The organism is Kaistia adipata DSM 17808 (assembly GCF_000423225.1).
In the GTDB taxonomy this organism is placed as follows: domain Bacteria; phylum Pseudomonadota; class Alphaproteobacteria; order Rhizobiales; family Kaistiaceae; genus Kaistia; species Kaistia adipata.
In genome coordinates this window covers 717283-732661 of sequence record NZ_AUHO01000007.1, presented here as the reverse complement: position 1 = coordinate 732661, position 15379 = coordinate 717283, and the positions used below count along the sequence as shown (strand labels likewise).

General features: G+C 67.2%; 14 protein-coding genes. 12 read left to right on the top strand and 2 right to left on the bottom strand.

All coding sequences use genetic code 11. The features are described from left to right. Positions 1-21: 21 nt before the first annotated feature. From G539_RS0108340 to G539_RS0108325, 4 genes are all read left to right on the top strand, one after another. Positions 22-891: a carbohydrate ABC transporter permease gene (locus tag G539_RS0108340; protein ID WP_156911915.1), complete on the top strand. Its 870-nt coding sequence runs from the start codon at positions 22-24 to the stop codon at positions 889-891. A gap of 34 nt (positions 892-925) precedes the next feature. Beyond that, entirely contained in the window at positions 926-2023 is a 1098-nt protein-coding gene (locus G539_RS0108335; protein ID WP_029074785.1) for an ABC transporter ATP-binding protein, read from the top strand. Between the two features lie 39 nt (positions 2024-2062). Continuing rightward, the gene (locus tag G539_RS0108330) at positions 2063-3241 is read left to right on the top strand and encodes a mandelate racemase/muconate lactonizing enzyme family protein (RefSeq protein WP_029074784.1); all 1179 of its coding nucleotides are present in this window, start codon (positions 2063-2065) and stop codon (positions 3239-3241) included. Positions 3242-3305: 64 nt separating this feature from the next. Beyond that, positions 3306-4058 (top strand): ribonuclease activity regulator RraA, encoded by a 753-nt coding sequence (locus G539_RS0108325; protein ID WP_029074783.1) that lies wholly within the window; start codon positions 3306-3308, stop codon positions 4056-4058. A gap of 50 nt (positions 4059-4108) precedes the next feature. Here G539_RS0108325 and G539_RS0108320 read toward each other — a convergent pair whose 3' ends face one another. Further along, entirely contained in the window at positions 4109-4882 is a 774-nt protein-coding gene (locus tag G539_RS0108320; protein WP_029074782.1) for an IclR family transcriptional regulator, read from the bottom strand. 240 nt (positions 4883-5122) lie between these two features. Here G539_RS0108320 and G539_RS0108315 point away from each other — a divergent pair, with 240 nt between their 5' ends. The 3 genes from G539_RS0108315 to G539_RS0108305 are packed head-to-tail and all read left to right on the top strand — an operon-like array spanning position 5123 to position 8243. Then, the gene (locus G539_RS0108315; protein ID WP_051231205.1) at positions 5123-6067 is read left to right on the top strand and encodes a carbohydrate ABC transporter permease; all 945 of its coding nucleotides are present in this window, start codon (positions 5123-5125) and stop codon (positions 6065-6067) included. A 9-nt stretch (positions 6068-6076) separates the two neighbouring features. Next, the gene (locus tag G539_RS0108310; protein WP_029074780.1) at positions 6077-6919 is read left to right on the top strand and encodes a carbohydrate ABC transporter permease; all 843 of its coding nucleotides are present in this window, start codon (positions 6077-6079) and stop codon (positions 6917-6919) included. A gap of 46 nt (positions 6920-6965) precedes the next feature. Continuing rightward, complete coding sequence (locus G539_RS0108305; protein WP_029074779.1) at positions 6966-8243, top strand: ABC transporter substrate-binding protein; 1278 nt, start codon at positions 6966-6968, stop codon at positions 8241-8243. A 135-nt stretch (positions 8244-8378) separates the two neighbouring features. Here G539_RS0108305 and G539_RS0108300 read toward each other — a convergent pair whose 3' ends face one another. Further along, positions 8379-9365 (bottom strand): aldo/keto reductase, encoded by a 987-nt coding sequence (locus G539_RS0108300; protein WP_029074778.1) that lies wholly within the window; start codon positions 9363-9365, stop codon positions 8379-8381. Between the two features lie 578 nt (positions 9366-9943). On the opposite strand from G539_RS0108300, the gene G539_RS0108295 reads away from it, so the two are divergent. The 5 genes from G539_RS0108295 (at position 9944) to G539_RS0108275 (ending at position 15300) form a co-directional block, all read left to right on the top strand. After that, positions 9944-11482 (top strand): ABC transporter substrate-binding protein, encoded by a 1539-nt coding sequence (locus tag G539_RS0108295; RefSeq protein ID WP_029074777.1) that lies wholly within the window; start codon positions 9944-9946, stop codon positions 11480-11482. Positions 11483-11562: 80 nt separating this feature from the next. Continuing rightward, complete coding sequence (locus G539_RS0108290; protein ID WP_029074776.1) at positions 11563-12510, top strand: ABC transporter permease; 948 nt, start codon at positions 11563-11565, stop codon at positions 12508-12510. 14 nt (positions 12511-12524) lie between these two features. Beyond that, entirely contained in the window at positions 12525-13448 is a 924-nt protein-coding gene (locus G539_RS0108285) for an ABC transporter permease (RefSeq protein ID WP_029074775.1), read from the top strand. Then, positions 13445-14461, top strand: coding sequence for an ABC transporter ATP-binding protein (locus tag G539_RS0108280; RefSeq protein WP_029074774.1), 1017 nt, complete (start codon positions 13445-13447; stop codon positions 14459-14461). Before G539_RS0108285 ends, G539_RS0108280 begins: the two co-directional genes overlap by 4 nt. Continuing rightward, complete coding sequence (locus G539_RS0108275) at positions 14461-15300, top strand: ABC transporter ATP-binding protein (RefSeq protein WP_035830563.1); 840 nt, start codon at positions 14461-14463, stop codon at positions 15298-15300. Before G539_RS0108280 ends, G539_RS0108275 begins: the two co-directional genes overlap by 1 nt. The last annotated feature ends 79 nt before the right edge of the window (positions 15301-15379 follow it).

Below are 15379 nucleotides of genomic sequence, written 5' to 3'. Positions count from 1 at the left end.
ACCGCAAGCAAGCCCGCCCCCATGCCCGCCACCCCCGTGCGTACCCGGAAACCGATCGACTGGTGGCGCTGGGCCGGACGCGGCATCCTCGCCTTCCTCCTGATCTTCACGGCGCTGCCGATGGCCTGGATGGTCATCACCTCGCTGAAGACGCAGCTCGCCGCGCTGCAATACCCGCCGCAATGGTGGCCCGAGGAAGTCACCTTCGAGAACTACCTGCGGCTCCTGTCGCCGAACAACGCCATCGGCCACGAGTTCCTGCAGTATTTCTGGAACAGCCTCTACGTCTCGATCCTGTCGACGGTCCTCGGCGTCGTCGTGGCGGTGCCGGCGGCCTATGCCTTCTCGCGCTTCCGCTTCCCGGGTCGGCAGGCACTGTTCTTCTCGGTCCTGCTGCGCAACATGTTCCCGGCGGTCGTGTTCCTGATGCCGCTGTTCCTGATGATGAAGTGGCTCGGCCTGGTCAACACGCATGGATCGCTGATCCTGACCTACCTGACCTTCGGCCTGCCGCTGTCGATCTGGCTGCTCAAGGGCTTCTACGACAACATCCCGCCGCAGCTCGAACAGGCGGCGCGGATCGACGGCGCCACCCGCTTCCAGGCGTTCTTCCACATCGTCATGCCGCTGTCCTCGCCCGGCATCATCGCCACCGCGATCTACGCCTTCATCATGGCGTGGAACGAGTACGTCTATGCGCTGACCTTCCTGAACTCGAAGGAGATGCTGACGCTTCCGGTCGGCCTGCAGCGCTTCTTCGCCGAATACGCCACCGACTGGCCCGGCCTGATGGCGGCGTCCTTCATCATGAGCGTGCCCGTCGTCGTGCTGTTCCTGGTGCTGCAGAAATACTTTGTCCGTGCGCTCACCGAAGGTGCGGTCAAGTCCTGACCGCCCTTCCCTGAAGCACCGAAAGGAATATCCGATGGCCGAAGTCGTCCTCAACGAAGTCGTCAAGTCCTACGGCAATGTCTACGCCGTCAACCACGTGTCGCTGACCGTCGCCGACGGCGAGTTCGTCGCCCTCGTCGGGCCGTCGGGCTGCGGCAAGACCACGACCCTCAGCCTTGTCGCGGGGTTGAACGAGATCACCGGCGGCGAGATCCATATCGGCGGCCGGCTGGTCAACGACCTCGACCCGAAGGACCGGGACATCGCCATGGTGTTCCAGAACTACGCGCTCTACCCGAACAAGTCGGTGTTCAAGAACCTCGCCTTCCCGCTGCAGATGCGAAAGCTGTCCAAGGCGGAGATCGAGCGCAAGGTGATGTCGGCCGCCAAGGTGCTCGACATCGTCCACCTGCTGGAGCGCAAGCCGCGCGAGCTTTCCGGCGGCCAGCAGCAGCGCGTCGCGCTCGGCCGCGCCCTGGTGCGCGATCCGCGCGTGTTCCTGATGGACGAGCCGCTCTCCAACCTCGACGCCAAATTGCGCGTGCAGATGCGCACGGAGCTGAAGCGCTTCCACCAGGACCTGCAGGCGACGGTCATCTACGTCACCCACGACCAGCTCGAGGCCGTCACCATGGCCGACAAGATGGCGGTGATGAATGGCGGCTTCCTGCAGCAATACGACTCGCCGAAGAATGTCTTCGGCAATCCGGCCAACATGTTCGTCGCGAGCTTCGTCGGCAGCCCGGCCATGAGCCTGATCCCGCTCGAGGCCGTCACGCACGGCTCCGACGTGGCGCTGCGCAGCCCCGAGGGCTGGGAAATGCCGCTGTCGCCGCAGAATGCCCGCAAGGCGCTCGGCTCGACCACCAGCAAGGTGGTGCTCGGCGCCCGCCACAGCACCGTCCGGCTCCACCAGGCCGAAACGCCGGGCGCGGTTCCCGGCGTCGTCTACACGGTCGAACCGACCGGCGACATCACCTTCGTCCAGGTGTTCCTGGGCGATGCCGTCGTGATCGTCAGCCTCGATCCGAGCTTCGTCGTCGAGCCGGACCAGAAGGTCTGGATCGAGTTCGACCAGGAGCGGATCCACCTCTTCGACGGCGCCACCGAGAAGGCGCTGCCGGCTGCCTGAGACCCACCCGCCCAACTTCACCTCCAGAAAGCTACCGGAATGAAAATCACGAGCGTGCGCACCGCCGTCATCGACGGAAACTTCCCCTGGGTGCTGGTGCGAATTGAGACCGACACGGGCGTCACCGGCCTCGGCGAGGCCTATTGGGGCGCCGGCGTCGCCGAGCTGGTGCACCGCGCCGCGCCCTACATCATCGGCCAGGACCCGACCAATATCGGCAAGCTGATGTTCATCATCGAGCGCGTGCTCTCCGGCGAAGGTGCGCAGGGCGGCACGACGGTGACGGCGATGTCCGGCATCGAGATCGCGCTCTGGGACCTGATGGGCCGCGCCCACCAGCTGCCGATCTCGACCTTCTTCGGCGGCCGCTTCCGCGAGAAGGTCCGCATCTATGCCGATTGCCACGAAGGCGAGACGCATGACCCGGCCGAATATGCCCGCCGCGCCAAGGAAGTCGTCGCCGCCGGCTTCACCGCGATCAAGTTCGACCTCGACAACGAGAACCCCTACACGCTCGACGTCACCGACGACGATTATCCGAGCCGGCAGTGGGTCGAGCCCTACAACCGCGTCATCGGCTCGCAGGAGCTCGACTGGATGGTCAGCGTCGCGACCGCCGTGCGCGAGGCCGTCGGCCCCGAGATCATGGTGGCGATGGACGCGCACTGGAAGTTCGGCGTCAACGACGCGATCAAGCTGGCACAGCGGCTGGAACCGCTCGACCTCGTCTGGCTCGAGGACCCGACGCCGCCGCACAACATCGACGCGCTCGTGCAGGTGACGCGTTCGACCAAGACGCCGATCCTGACGGGCGAGAGCCTCTACACCAAATGGGGCTATCGCGACCTGATCGAGAAGCAGGCGGCCCGCATCATCTCGCCCGACATCCCGAAGATGGGCGGCCTGTCGGAGTTCAAGAAGGTCGCCGACCACGCCGACATGTACTACATCGCCATGGCGCCCCATAACGTCGCCAGCCCGATCGGCACGGTCGCCTGCGCCCATGTCTGCGCCGCGATCAACAACTACCTGGTGATGGAATACCACGCCCACGACGTGCCCTGGTGGGGCGACCTGGTCGAGGGCGGCAACCCGCTGGTCGACGGCTTCATCCCCTTGAACAACAAGCCCGGCCACGGCCTGACCCTCAACGAGGATGTCGCCAAGGCGCATCTCAAGAAGGGCTCCAGCTATTTCGGCGAGACTCCCTACGCCTGACGGCGCGGGGCAACAGATCGACTTGCATTGACGGCGGCCGTGTCCGCCAGACGAGGAGACCACCATGACGACGAACCAGGACTTCAAGGACATCAAGCGCCCGCCCAAGGAACAGATCGAGGCGCTGAAGAAGATCGGCGCCGCGACGGTCGCCGGCACGCTCGGCCACATGGGCATCCGCAACCCGCACATCCAGGGCCCGGTCAGCTGGCACAAGGGCCGCGTGATGGTCGGCCCGGCGCTGACGCTGCAGTTCATGCCGAAGCGCGAGGATCTCTACGGTGAGGGCGAATACGCCGATCCGGAGAAGCAGCTGCACCGGCACGTGCTCTACAAGACCCAGCCCGGCGACGTGGTCGTGGTCGACTCGCGCGGTGACATGACCGCCGGCGTGTTCGGCGAGATGATGATGACCTACTTCAAGGGTCGTGGCGGCGCCGGCCTCGTCATCGACGGCTGCATCCGCGACTATCCCGGCCAGATCGAGCTCGACATGCCGATGTGGATCCGCGGCCTGACGCCGAACTTCCACACCCAGACCGGGCTGATGCCGATGGACTACAACATCCCGATCGCCTGCGGCGGCGTGACGGTGATCCCCGGCGACATCATCGTCGCCGACGACGACGGCGCCGTGGTGCTGCCGGCGGCGCTGGCGGCGGAGGTGATCGCCATCGCCTCCGAACACCACGAGTGGGAGGAATTCTCCAAGATCAAGCTGCTCGAGGGCGGCGCGCTGCAGCGCTACTACCCGCTGCATGCCGATGCGCAGGAGGAATACCAGGCCTGGCGCAAGCTGAACCCGCTCAAGACATGATCGACCCGTCCGCCGCCGCGATCACCCGGTCGCGGCGGCCGATCCCCGGTTCAGGGCAGGTCGCCGCCGATCGCCAGCGCGGTGGTGACGGTGACGATCCGCACCTGCTCCTCATAGGCGGCGTCGCGGCCGGCCAAGAAGGGCACGCTGAGCGCCGCCACCACCGCGCCCGAGGCGTCGATGATCGGCGCGCCATAGGCATTGACCGACACGGCGAACTCGCCGCCGTCGCGCGACCAGCCGCGCGTCCTGACCAGCTCGATCTCGGCCCGCAGCGCCGCCGCATCGACGAAGGTCAGGTCCGTGAAGCGCTTGAGTTCGCCCGCCAGCACCCGGTCGACCTCGTCCGGCGGAAGGCTGGCGAGCAGGACCTTGCTGCCGGCGCCGGCATGGATCGGCAGGTGCTGGCCGACGGCGGCATGGAGGGCGTAGGCGTTGTGGCCGCTCGCGGCCGCCACCACCAGCACGAAGCCGCGATCATAGACCGACACCTTGCTGCTCTCGCCGAGCGTGGTCGCCAGGCGGTCGAGATGCGGCTGCGCCCGTTCGGCGACGATCCGGCCGATGGGCGGCGCGATCACCCCACTCGCCAGCGACAGCAGCCGGGCGCCGAGCACGAAGCGGGCGCCGTCGACCTGGCGCACCATGCCGTGCGCCTCGAGCGAATTCAGGATCCGATAGACGGTCGAGCGCGTCACGCCCGTGCGTTCGGCCAGCCCCTTCAACGTCAGCCCGGCCGGGACTTTCTCGAGCTCGCCCAGCATCGCCATCATGCGATCGACGGCGGGATTGCGATGCGGCGACGCCGCCTCGTCTTCGGACACGTTGACAGCCCCGCTCTTCTTTGCGACGGTTATTATATGAATGACTGAGTTTCAAATAATAAACTCGGCAATAACATGCCCGCAAAAGGGCAGCAAGCCCCCCGTGGAGGAACGCCGATGCCGACCAACGCCCTGAGTCCGTCTTCCGTCGAGGCCGCGCCGTGAGGCGCGCTTTCCAGGGGCCCGCAGGCGCCCGCCTCGTCGCCGCAAGGCTGGATGTCCGGTCGTCGGGGGGCATCGATGCAGCAAGCCGCCACTGACGCCGCGCGACTGCCGAAGGGGTTCACGGCCCCGCCGATCCCGCGCCGCAATCCGGCCCGCAAGCCTGATTGGCTGGTCGCCTATCTGTTCCTGGCGCCGGCGGCGGCTGTTTTCGCCGCCTTCATCGCCTACCCCCTCGTCGACGGCATCCTCACCTCCTTCACCGACCAGATGGTCGGCAAGGCAGGCGCCTATGTCGGGCTGGCGAACTTCACCCGGCTGCTCGGCGACGCGCATTTCCAGCGCGCCGCCGCCAATTCGCTGTTCCTGACGACCGGCGTCGTCGCGGTGAAGCTGGTGCTCGGCCTCGCCTGCGCCGTGCTCTTGGCGCAGAAGATGCCGGCGCGCGGGCTGATCCGGGCGCTCGTCTTCCTGCCCTGGGCGGTGCCCGGCCTGATCGCGGGCCTGTCCTGGAAATGGATCTTCGACGAGCAGGCCGGCGTGCTCAGCTATCTCGTCATGGCGCTTGGGATCACCGACCAGCCGGTCTACTGGCTGTCCGACCCCAGGATCGCGATGCTCTCGATCGGCGTCGCCATGGTCTGGCACGGCCTGCCCTTCTTCACCATGATGTTCCTCGCCGCGCTGACCGCCATCCCCGGCGACCTGACCGAGGCGGCGGCGATCGACGGCGCCGGCCCGATCCAGCGCTTCTTCAAGGTGACACTGCCACAGATGAAGGAAGTCATCTTCGTCACGGTGATGCTGTCGGCAATCTGGACGTTCAACTCCTTCCACATGGTGTTCATCTTGACCGGCGGCGGCCCGGCCATGCGCACGCACATCCTGCCGACGCTCGCCTATGACTACGGCATCACCCAGAGCCAGCTCGGCCTCGGCGCCGCGGTGCTGGTGTCGGTTATCCCGGTGTTCGTCGTGCTGATCGTTCTGCTCACCCGCCGCATGCTGGCGTCGAAGAACTAGGAGGCGGAGATGGTCAAGAGCTCGTCCGAGAAGATCATCGGCCGTATCGTCACCACGATCGGCGTCCTCCTCGCGCTTCTCTGGTCGCTGGCGCCGATCTACTGGATCGTCGTCACGGCGCTGAAGACGTCGCGCGAGATCTACGCCGTGCCGCCGACCCTGCTGCCGGCGCGTCCGACGCTCGCGAACTTCAACACCGCGCTGTTCAACTCGAAATTCCCGCAATTCGTGCTGAACAGTGCCACGGTGGCGATCTCGGTGACGCTGATCTCTGCGGTGGTCGGGGCGCTCGCCGCCTACCCGATCGCCCGCATGGAGTTCAAGGGCCGCGGCGTGACGGCGCGGGCCATCGTCATGGCCTATCTGCTGCCGCCCTCGCTGCTGTTCATCCCGCTCTTCCTGGTGCTGCAGAACCTCGGCCTGATCAACACCAAGACCGGCCTGGTCATCGCCTATCTGACCTTCACGGTGCCGTTCTGCACCTGGATGCTGATCGGCTATTTCCGCACCATCCCGCGCGAGCTGGACGAGGCGGCAACGGTCGACGGCGCGACGCGGTTGCAGACCCTGCTCAGGGTGGTGCTGCCGATCGCCAAGCCCGGCCTCGCGGTGGTGGCGCTGTTCGCCTTCACCCACGCCTGGAACGAGTTCCTCTACGCCCTGGTCTTCGTGCACTCGAACGACACCAAGACCTTCACCGCCGGCCTGACCGGCCTGATCATGGGCGACACCTTCATCTGGGGCCAGCTGATGGCGAGCTCCGTCATCGCCATCGTTCCCATCCTGATCATCTACATCGTCGCGCAGCGCTACATCGTCGAAGGCCTCGCCGCCGGCAGCGTCAAGGGATAGCGCGCGCCCGATTCCGGACTGCAACGACAAGAGGAGGAGGAAGACAATGAAGAAACTCGCCATGTCCCTGCTGGTCTCGGCAGCGACCCTGCTGCCGTTCACCGCCCAGGCGGCCGACCTGACGATCTGGGGCCTGCAGGCCTTCAACCAGCAGGCCGACGACCTGATCACCGAAATGGCCGTCGAATTCGGCAAGGAACGCGGCATCGACGTCGAGTATGTCGTCGTTCCCGGCAACGCGATGACGGAACGTCTCGCCGCCGCGCTGCAGGCGGGCGCCCCGCCGGACGTGTTCATGCAGGTCGGGCCGCAGGCGCAGTATTACGCCAAGCTCGGCGTCACCCTGCCGCTCGACGATATCCTCGCCACCATGCGCGCCGTGCCGGGCGGCATCTATGAAAGCACCGTCTCGCAGGTGATGTACGACGGCAAGGCGCATGCGCTGCCGCTCGAGGTGGACATCGTGCCGATGTTCGCCCGTACCGACCTGCTCAAGGAAGTCGGCATGGACGTGCCGAAGACGCTCGCCGACTTGCGCACGGCGTCGCAGGCGATCCTCAAGGCCAATCCCGGCATCACCGCCTTCGGCATGACGCTCTCCTCGGCCAACGACGCCGAATCCTTCGCCCGGATGATCGTGCTGTCCTATGGCGGCGAGATGTTCGACAAGGAAGGCAAGACCATCACCTGGAACTCACCGGAGACGGTCGCCGCCTACCAGTACATCGCCGACATGTTCGCCGAGGGCACGATCCCGCGCTCGACGCTGACCTGGGACGACGCCGGCAACAACACCGCCTACCAGACCGGCCGCACCGCCTTCACGATCAATCCGCCCAGCATCTACCAGTGGATGACGCAGAACGACGAGGAGCTGCTCGCCAACACGGCGATGATCGCGATCCCGGCCGGCCCCGGCGAAAAGGGCCGCTCGGCCAACCTGATCTCGTCCTTCTCCTGGCTCGTCAGCAAGGACACCAAGCGCCCGGATGATGCCAAGGCGTGGCTCAACCACTTCTTCGAGCCGAAGCGCTACGAGCAGATCATCGCCACGGTGGGCGGCCGCTGGCTGCCGATCTACCCGGAACTGACCAAGACCATGCCGCTGTTCAAGGACACGCCGGCCTTCGCCAATTTCGACGAGATGGCCCGCAACGGCCTGGTCGACGGCCATGCCGGCCCGCCCTCGGCGACCGCGGCCGCGATCTTCAACGCCAAGATCGTGACGCAGTCGCTGCAGCGCATGCTGGTCGATGGCGAGAGCGCCGAGAAGGCCGTCGCCTGGGCGCAGGCCGAGATGGAGCGTCTCGCCGCCGCGCAGTAACCCGGTGTCCGGCCGCCCTCCCGGCCGGACTACCCGACGCCGCGCCGGTCACGACCGACGCGGCACCCGGCACGGCCCGAGAATCGTCCCCCTCTTCTCGGCCGTGCCGCTTCCCGTCACGCGAGCCGGCGTCGCCTACCAGCGCTGGTGGACATGCGGCTTGATCAGGCTGTCATAGATCTCGCCGATCCTGGCGAGTGTCTCCGGGGCGATCGCCGGGGCGTCGCTCGCCGCCGCGTTCGACTGCGCCTGCGCCGCGTTGCGCGCGCCGGGGATCACCACCGACACGGCCGGCTGCTCGAGGATCCAGCGCAGCGCGAAGGTCGACATCGCCATGCCGGCCGGCACCAGCGGCCGGAGCCGCTCCACCGCCTCGAGCGCGACCTCGAACGGCACGCCGGCGAAGGTCTCGCCCACGTCGAACGCCTCGCCATGGCGGTTGAAGTTGCGATGGTCGTCGGCGCGGAAGGCGGTGTCGCGGGTGATCTTGCCGGAGAGCAGGCCCGAGGCGAGCGGCACGCGGACGATGACGCCGACATTCTTCTTCGCGGCCTCGGCGAAGAACAGCTCCTGCGGGCGCTGGCGGAAGATGTTGTAGATGATCTGGATGGTGGCGACGCCGGGATACTCGATTGCCTTCAGCGCCTCCTCGACCTTCTCGACCGAGACGCCGTAGTTGCGGATCTTGCCCTTGGCGACGAGGTCATCGAGCGCGCCGAACACCTCCGGCCGGTAGAGCACCTCGGTCGGCGGGCAGTGCAGCTGCACCAGATCGAGCGTCTCGACTTCCAGGTTTTTCAGGCTGCGATCGACGAAGCCCTCGAGATTGGCGGCGTTGTAGCCGTCGGCGACATGCGGGTTGAGCCGGCGGCCCGCCTTGGTGGCGACGAAGGGCCGGACGCCGCCCCGCTCCTTCAGCACGGCGGCGATGATCTTCTCCGAGCGCCCGTCGCCATAGACATCGGCCGTGTCGATGAAAGTGACGCCGGCGTCGAGCGCAGCGTTCAGAGCCTGCTTGCCGTCCGCCTCGCTGACGTCGCCCCACGAGCCGCCGATCTGCCAGGCGCCGAAGCCGATTTCCGAGATGCGGGCACCCGTGCGCCCGAGCTGACGGTTCTTCATGTCGCGTTCTTTCTCTTCTCGCCGGCGCACCCTCTGGCCGCCGCTCCCTGTGCGCCGCGAAGCCGGGCGGCTCCGGCGCCGCGGCGATGAAGCCGCCGGCACAGCGCGGCGCTACCCTTGCGCGACTGGCGCCGGGAAGCAATCCGGGCCGATCCCGGCAGGGCGACGGCCCACAGCCGGACCCCGCTCAAGCGGAACCGGGCGCGACCAGCAGCAATATTCCACATCATAGAACACGGAGAATGTTCCCGATCGAGATTGCCAACAGGTGGAACGCGGCGCGCGTGAAGCTACTTGCATTTCCGCCGCATCCTCTTCAAACTGTTCCAGTGTATCAGGAATTCTCGTTCTACATAATGGAACATGAATCTTGAAAAGGTCATGAGGGGGCCGATCTTCACGCCAGCATAGCACCATCGGGGCCGGCGGCCTCGCCCGCGACGGCCCGGTTTATCCGGCCGCCTCGGCAGCGAGATAGCGGCGCGATTGCCAAGAGAACCATCGTGGTCCGCGACCGGATCGGTCGCGCCACCGAGAGACGTTTCAGCGTCCGATACTTCCAGAAGGGAAATTGGGACATGCAGGGAAAAATGAACTCGATCACCAAGCGCCTCGGCCTGCTGACGGCAGCGGCGACGCTCTTCGCCGGCGCGCTCGGCGCCGGCTCGATGGCCGAAGCCGCCTCGCCGCGCGCGGCCGAGAACAAGATGGTCCTCGTCGCCCGGCAGGACCCCGGCACGCTCGACTTCGTCAAGAGCAACCTGACGGCGATGCGGCTGTGGATTCCGGCCAACATCGTCGAGCCGCTCGTCTATTTCAACAAGGACGGCAGCGTCGAGCCGGGCGTCGCCGAGAGCTGGACGATCAGCGACGACAAGAAGACCTACACCTTCAAGATCCGCGAGACGACCTTCTCCAACGGCGCGCCGGTGACGGCCGAGGACGTCATCTATTCGCTGAACACCATGAAGGCGAGCCCGGTCGTCGACTACGCCGCCGCCTATGAGGCGGTGACCGGCATCGAGAAGGTCGACGACCGCACGGTCAAGGTCACCCTCTCCCGCCCGAGCCAGAACTTCTGGCGCGGCATGGGTGCGATTTCCGGCCTGATCCAGCCCGAGGCGAACGCCGCCAACATCGCCACCAACCCGATCGGCACCGGCCCCTACAAGCTCGCCAACTACACCACCAACAGCACCTTCGAGTTCGCCGCCAACCCGACCTACTGGGGCAAGAAGCCGGCGGTCGAGAACGTCACCGTCCGCATCATCACCGACGGCACGGCCGGCCTGAACGCGCTCGAGGCGGGCGAGGTGGATTCGCTCCCCGTCATCACCATCGACCTCTGGGAGCAGCTCTCGAAGCGCGAGCTCGACAAGAAGTTCACGCTCGTCACCTATCCGCAGGTCGGCGAGCCGACCTATGCGGTCCTGAACCAGAAGCTCGACAAGGACCTGCGCGAGACCATCGCCAGGACGTTCGACCGCCAGTCCTACAACGACGCCTTCGGCGCCGCCTGGGGCGCGGAGAACACCTGCACCTTCGCGCTGCCGAACCAGGTCTGGTACTCGCCGGAAAACGCCGAGACCTGCCCGTTCCCGTATGACATGGAAGGCGCGATGGCGACGATCGCCGAGAAGGGCTATGCGAGCACGCCGCTCGAATACGCTTCGCTCAGCGACGTGCCCGACTTGTCGCTGCCGGCCGACATCATGGTTCCCGCCATGCAGGCCGCCGGTTTCAACGTCACCCGCAACGCCATCGACCTCGCCCGCTACTCGCAGCTGATCTTCCAGGGCCGGCCGCCGCAGTTCGACGTGACGATCATGTCGGGCGACGCCAACCCGGTGCAGTGGGCCTGCCAGGACGAGGCCAAGGCCGGCTGGAGCACCTATTGCTCGGCCGAATACACCAAGGCGCTCGCCGATGCCGACGTCGCGCTGACCGACGAGGACTACGCGGCGCAGATGAAGAAGTCCGCCGACATCCTGCGCAAGGACGCCGTCATCGTCCCGCTGATCGCCAAGAAGGGCGTCGGCCTGTTCGACGCCGGCCTCAAGGGCTTCGAGGAGCCGCGCGTCGGCGTCGCGATCGAGATGAACAAGCTGCACTGGTAAGCCGACCAGCCTAAGAAGCGGCCGCCGCAGCCTCCGGGCCGGCGGCGGCCGCATCCGTCGATCCTCTCCGGGAAAGCTTGATGGCGATCTACGTCCTGCGCAAACTGGTGTTCTTCCTGGGCGCCATCTTCATCGCCTCCGTGGCGATCTTCCTCCTGATCCGGGGCGCCGGCGGCAACGTCGCCGCGGTCGTGCTCGGCAAGGGCGCGACGCCGGAGGCGATCAACGCGCTCGCGCACAGCTACGGCCTCGACCGGCCGCTGTTCGTCCAGTATTTCGACTGGATCGGCAACATGCTCTCCGGCGATCTCGGCCGCTCCTTCCGCACCAATGAGCGCGTCTCCGACCTCGTCACCGCCCGGCTTTCCGTCTCCATCCCGCTCGCCCTTTCCGGGCTGATCCTCGGCCTGATCATCGCCATTCCCGTCGGCACCTACGCCGCGCGCAATGTCGGCACGCCGTCCGGCGCCATCCTCGCCCTGATCAGCCAGGTCGGCGTCGCCGTGCCGGTGTTCTGGGCCGGCATCCTGCTTTCGCTGCTCTTCGGCGTCCGCCTCGGCTGGCTGCCGACCGGCGGCTGGACCGATTGGTCGGTCAGCCCCTGGGGCGCCGTCCGCTCGCTCGTGCTGCCGGTGCTGTCGCTCGGCCTGATCATGGCCGCCGTGCTGATCCGCTATGTCCGCTCGGCCGTGCTCGACGTGATGAACCAGGACTACCTGCGCACCGCGCGCGCCGTCGGCATGACCCGCACCGAGGCGCTCCTCAAGGTCGGCCTGCGCAACGCCTCGCTGCCGCTCGTGACCATCGTCGGCCTGCAGATCGCCGAACTGATCGGCGGCACCGTGATCATCGAGACCGTGTTCTCGCTGCCGGGGCTGAGCCGCATGATGCTCGCCAACGTCGCCGCCCGCGAGGTGATCGTCGTGCAGTCGACCGTGATGCTGATCATCATCTTCGTCATCGGCGTGAACCTGCTCGTCGACCTCCTCTACGGCATCCTGGACCCGCGCGTCCGGTCGAGCCGGTGACCGGGAGAAGCCCCATGATGACCATGAGCAAATCCACCCATGCCCCGGCCCCGGCCAGCGGCTCCGCCGGCCCCGGCGTGCCGATCTCGCCGCCGGCGCGGAAATCCCGCCGCAGGCTGCCGCGCAACGCCTCGCTGATCCTCGGCCTGATCCTGACCACGATCTTCCTGACCGTGGCGCTGGTGTCGTTCTTCTACCTGCCGTCGAACCCCAACATCCCGGTGATCCGCAACCGCCTGCTGCCGGCGGGAACGCCCGGCCACTGGCTCGGCACCGACGTGCTCGGCCGCGATATCATCGCGCAATTGATGGTCGGCGCGCGCACCTCGATCCTGGTCGGCGCCGGCGGCGCCACGCTGAGCCTGATCCTCGGCACCATCGCCGGCCTCGCCGCCGCCGCCTCCGGCAAGATCACCGACGAGGCGATCTCGCGCGGCGCCGACATCCTGCTGTCGATCCCCGGCATGGTGACGGCGCTGGTGCTCGCCGCGACGATGGGTTCCGGCGCGCTCACCACCATCCTGGCGCTGACCGCCTTCTTCACGCCCTCCTTCACCCGCGTCATCCGCTCGGCCGCGATGGGCGTGCTGAACGAGGACTTCATCACCGCCGCCAAGCTCTACGGGCGTGGCAAGATCTTCGTGCTGGCCCGCCATGTGCTGCCCAACATCGCCGGCGTGATGATCGTCCAGTTCACGCTCTATTTCGCCGCCGGCATCCTGACCGAGGCCGGCCTCTCCTATCTCGGCGTCGGCGTGCACCGGCCGTCGATCTCGTGGGGACTGATGCTGAACGAGGCGCAGCAGCAGGTCGGCGTGTCGTCGCCGCTCGCGATCTGGCCGGGCCTCGCCATCGTGCTCATGGTGCTCGGCCTGAACCTGCTCGGCGATGGCCTGCGCGACGTTCTCGACCCCAAGCTCGCCCGGAGGGCCTCATGACGAAGCCCCAGACGAACCGGCCGGATGCGCTCGAGGTCCAGAACCTCGTCGTGCACAACACGGTGCTGACCGCCGTGCGCGGCATCGACTTCACCCTGCCCGCCGGCGGCCGGATGGGCCTGGTCGGCGAATCCGGCTCCGGCAAGACGCTGACCGCGCTGTCGCTGATGGGCCTGCTGCCGATGGGCTGGCAGGCGAATGGCACCGTCCGGCACGACGGCGTCGACCTGATCACCCAGTCCGACAAGGCGTTCTCCAGCCGCCGCGGCCGCACCATCTCGATGGTGTTCCAGGATCCGCTCTCGTCGCTCGACCCGGTCCGCCGCATCGGCTTCCAGGTCTCCTCCGTCATCCGCCGGCACACCAAGGCGAGCAAGCAGGAGGCGGAGGCGCAGACGCTGGAATTGTTCCGCCAGATGTCGCTGCCGCGCCCCGAGCAGCTGATGCGCGCCTATCCGCACGAGATCTCGGGCGGGCAGCGCCAGCGCGTCATGATCGCCATGGCGCTCGCCTGCTATCCGCAGCTGATCATCGCCGACGAGCCGACCACGGCGCTCGACGTCACCGTGCAGAAGCAGGTGCTGCGCATCCTCAACAACGCGGTGCAGGAACGCGGCTGCGCGCTGATGATGATCACGCACGACCTGCCGATCATCGCGGCGATGTGCGACACGGTCGCCGTCATGTATGCCGGCCGCATCGTCGAGATGGGGCCCGTATCCGAGGTGTTCCGCGCGCCGCGCCACCACTACACCAAGGGTCTGCTCGACTCGCAGCCGACCATGGACAACATCGCCCTCGACGGCAGCTCGCGCCTTGCCTCGATCCCCGGCATGGTGCCGCCGCTGCACAGCCTGCCCAGGGGCTGTGCCTTCCATCCGCGCTGCAGCGCCGCCAGCGATCGCTGCCGGGCGGAGGTGCCGCAGCTCGAGACCGGCCAACGTCGCGCCGCCTGCTGGCATCCGATCGAGGCCGGAGCGGACGCCACCGTGCAAGCCGGAGTGACCGCGTGATGACCCGCCCCTTCGACGAACACCACCTGACGCCGCCGCTGCTCGAGATGCGGCAGGTGACGCAGACTTACCTGCTCAATCGCAAGTCGCTGCTTGGCGCGCGGCCGTCGCTGACGGTGCTCGACAATGTCAGCTTCGACGTCCGCCCCGGCGAGGCCGTCGGCCTGGTCGGCGAGTCCGGTTCCGGCAAGACGACGCTGACGCGCATCCTGACCGGCATGGAGAAGCCCAAGCAGGGCCACGTCTTCTACAACGGCGCCGACGTCTGGGCCGGTGACGGCGAGCGCTGGCGGAACTTCCGCCGCTCGGTGCAGGTGGTGATGCAGAGCCCGCGCTCGTCGCTCGACCCACGGATGCGCATCGGCCTGTCGCTGCTCGAGCCGCTGCGCGCACTGAAGATCGAGGGCGACCATGTTGCCCGGGTACACGAGGTGCTCGACCAGGTCGGCATGACCCGGCAGGCGTTGGAGCGCTATCCGCACGAGTTCTCCGGCGGCCAGCTGCAGCGCATCGCCATCGCCCGCGCCCTGATGCCGGCGCCGAAGGTGCTGATCGCCGACGAGCCGGTCTCGGCGCTCGACGTCTCGATCCAGGCGCAGGTGCTGAACCTCTTGAAGGACCTCGTCCGCGAGCTCGGCCTCAGCCTCGTCTTCATCGCGCACGACCTCTCGGTCGTCGCCTACACGACGAGCCGCGTCTCGGTGATGTCGGCGGGCCGGATCGTCGAGGTCGGCAAGCCGCTCGACCTCTTCACGAAGCCGCAGGCGGAAGCGACGCAGAACCTCGTCGGCGCGATCCTCACGGTCGAGGCGGGCCTGGCGGGGAACGCGCTGGCGTAGGCGGTCGGCTTCTTCTCGCTCCCCGTCATCCCCGCGAAGGCGGGGATCCATGCAGCCGAAAACTCCGAGGCATCGCACC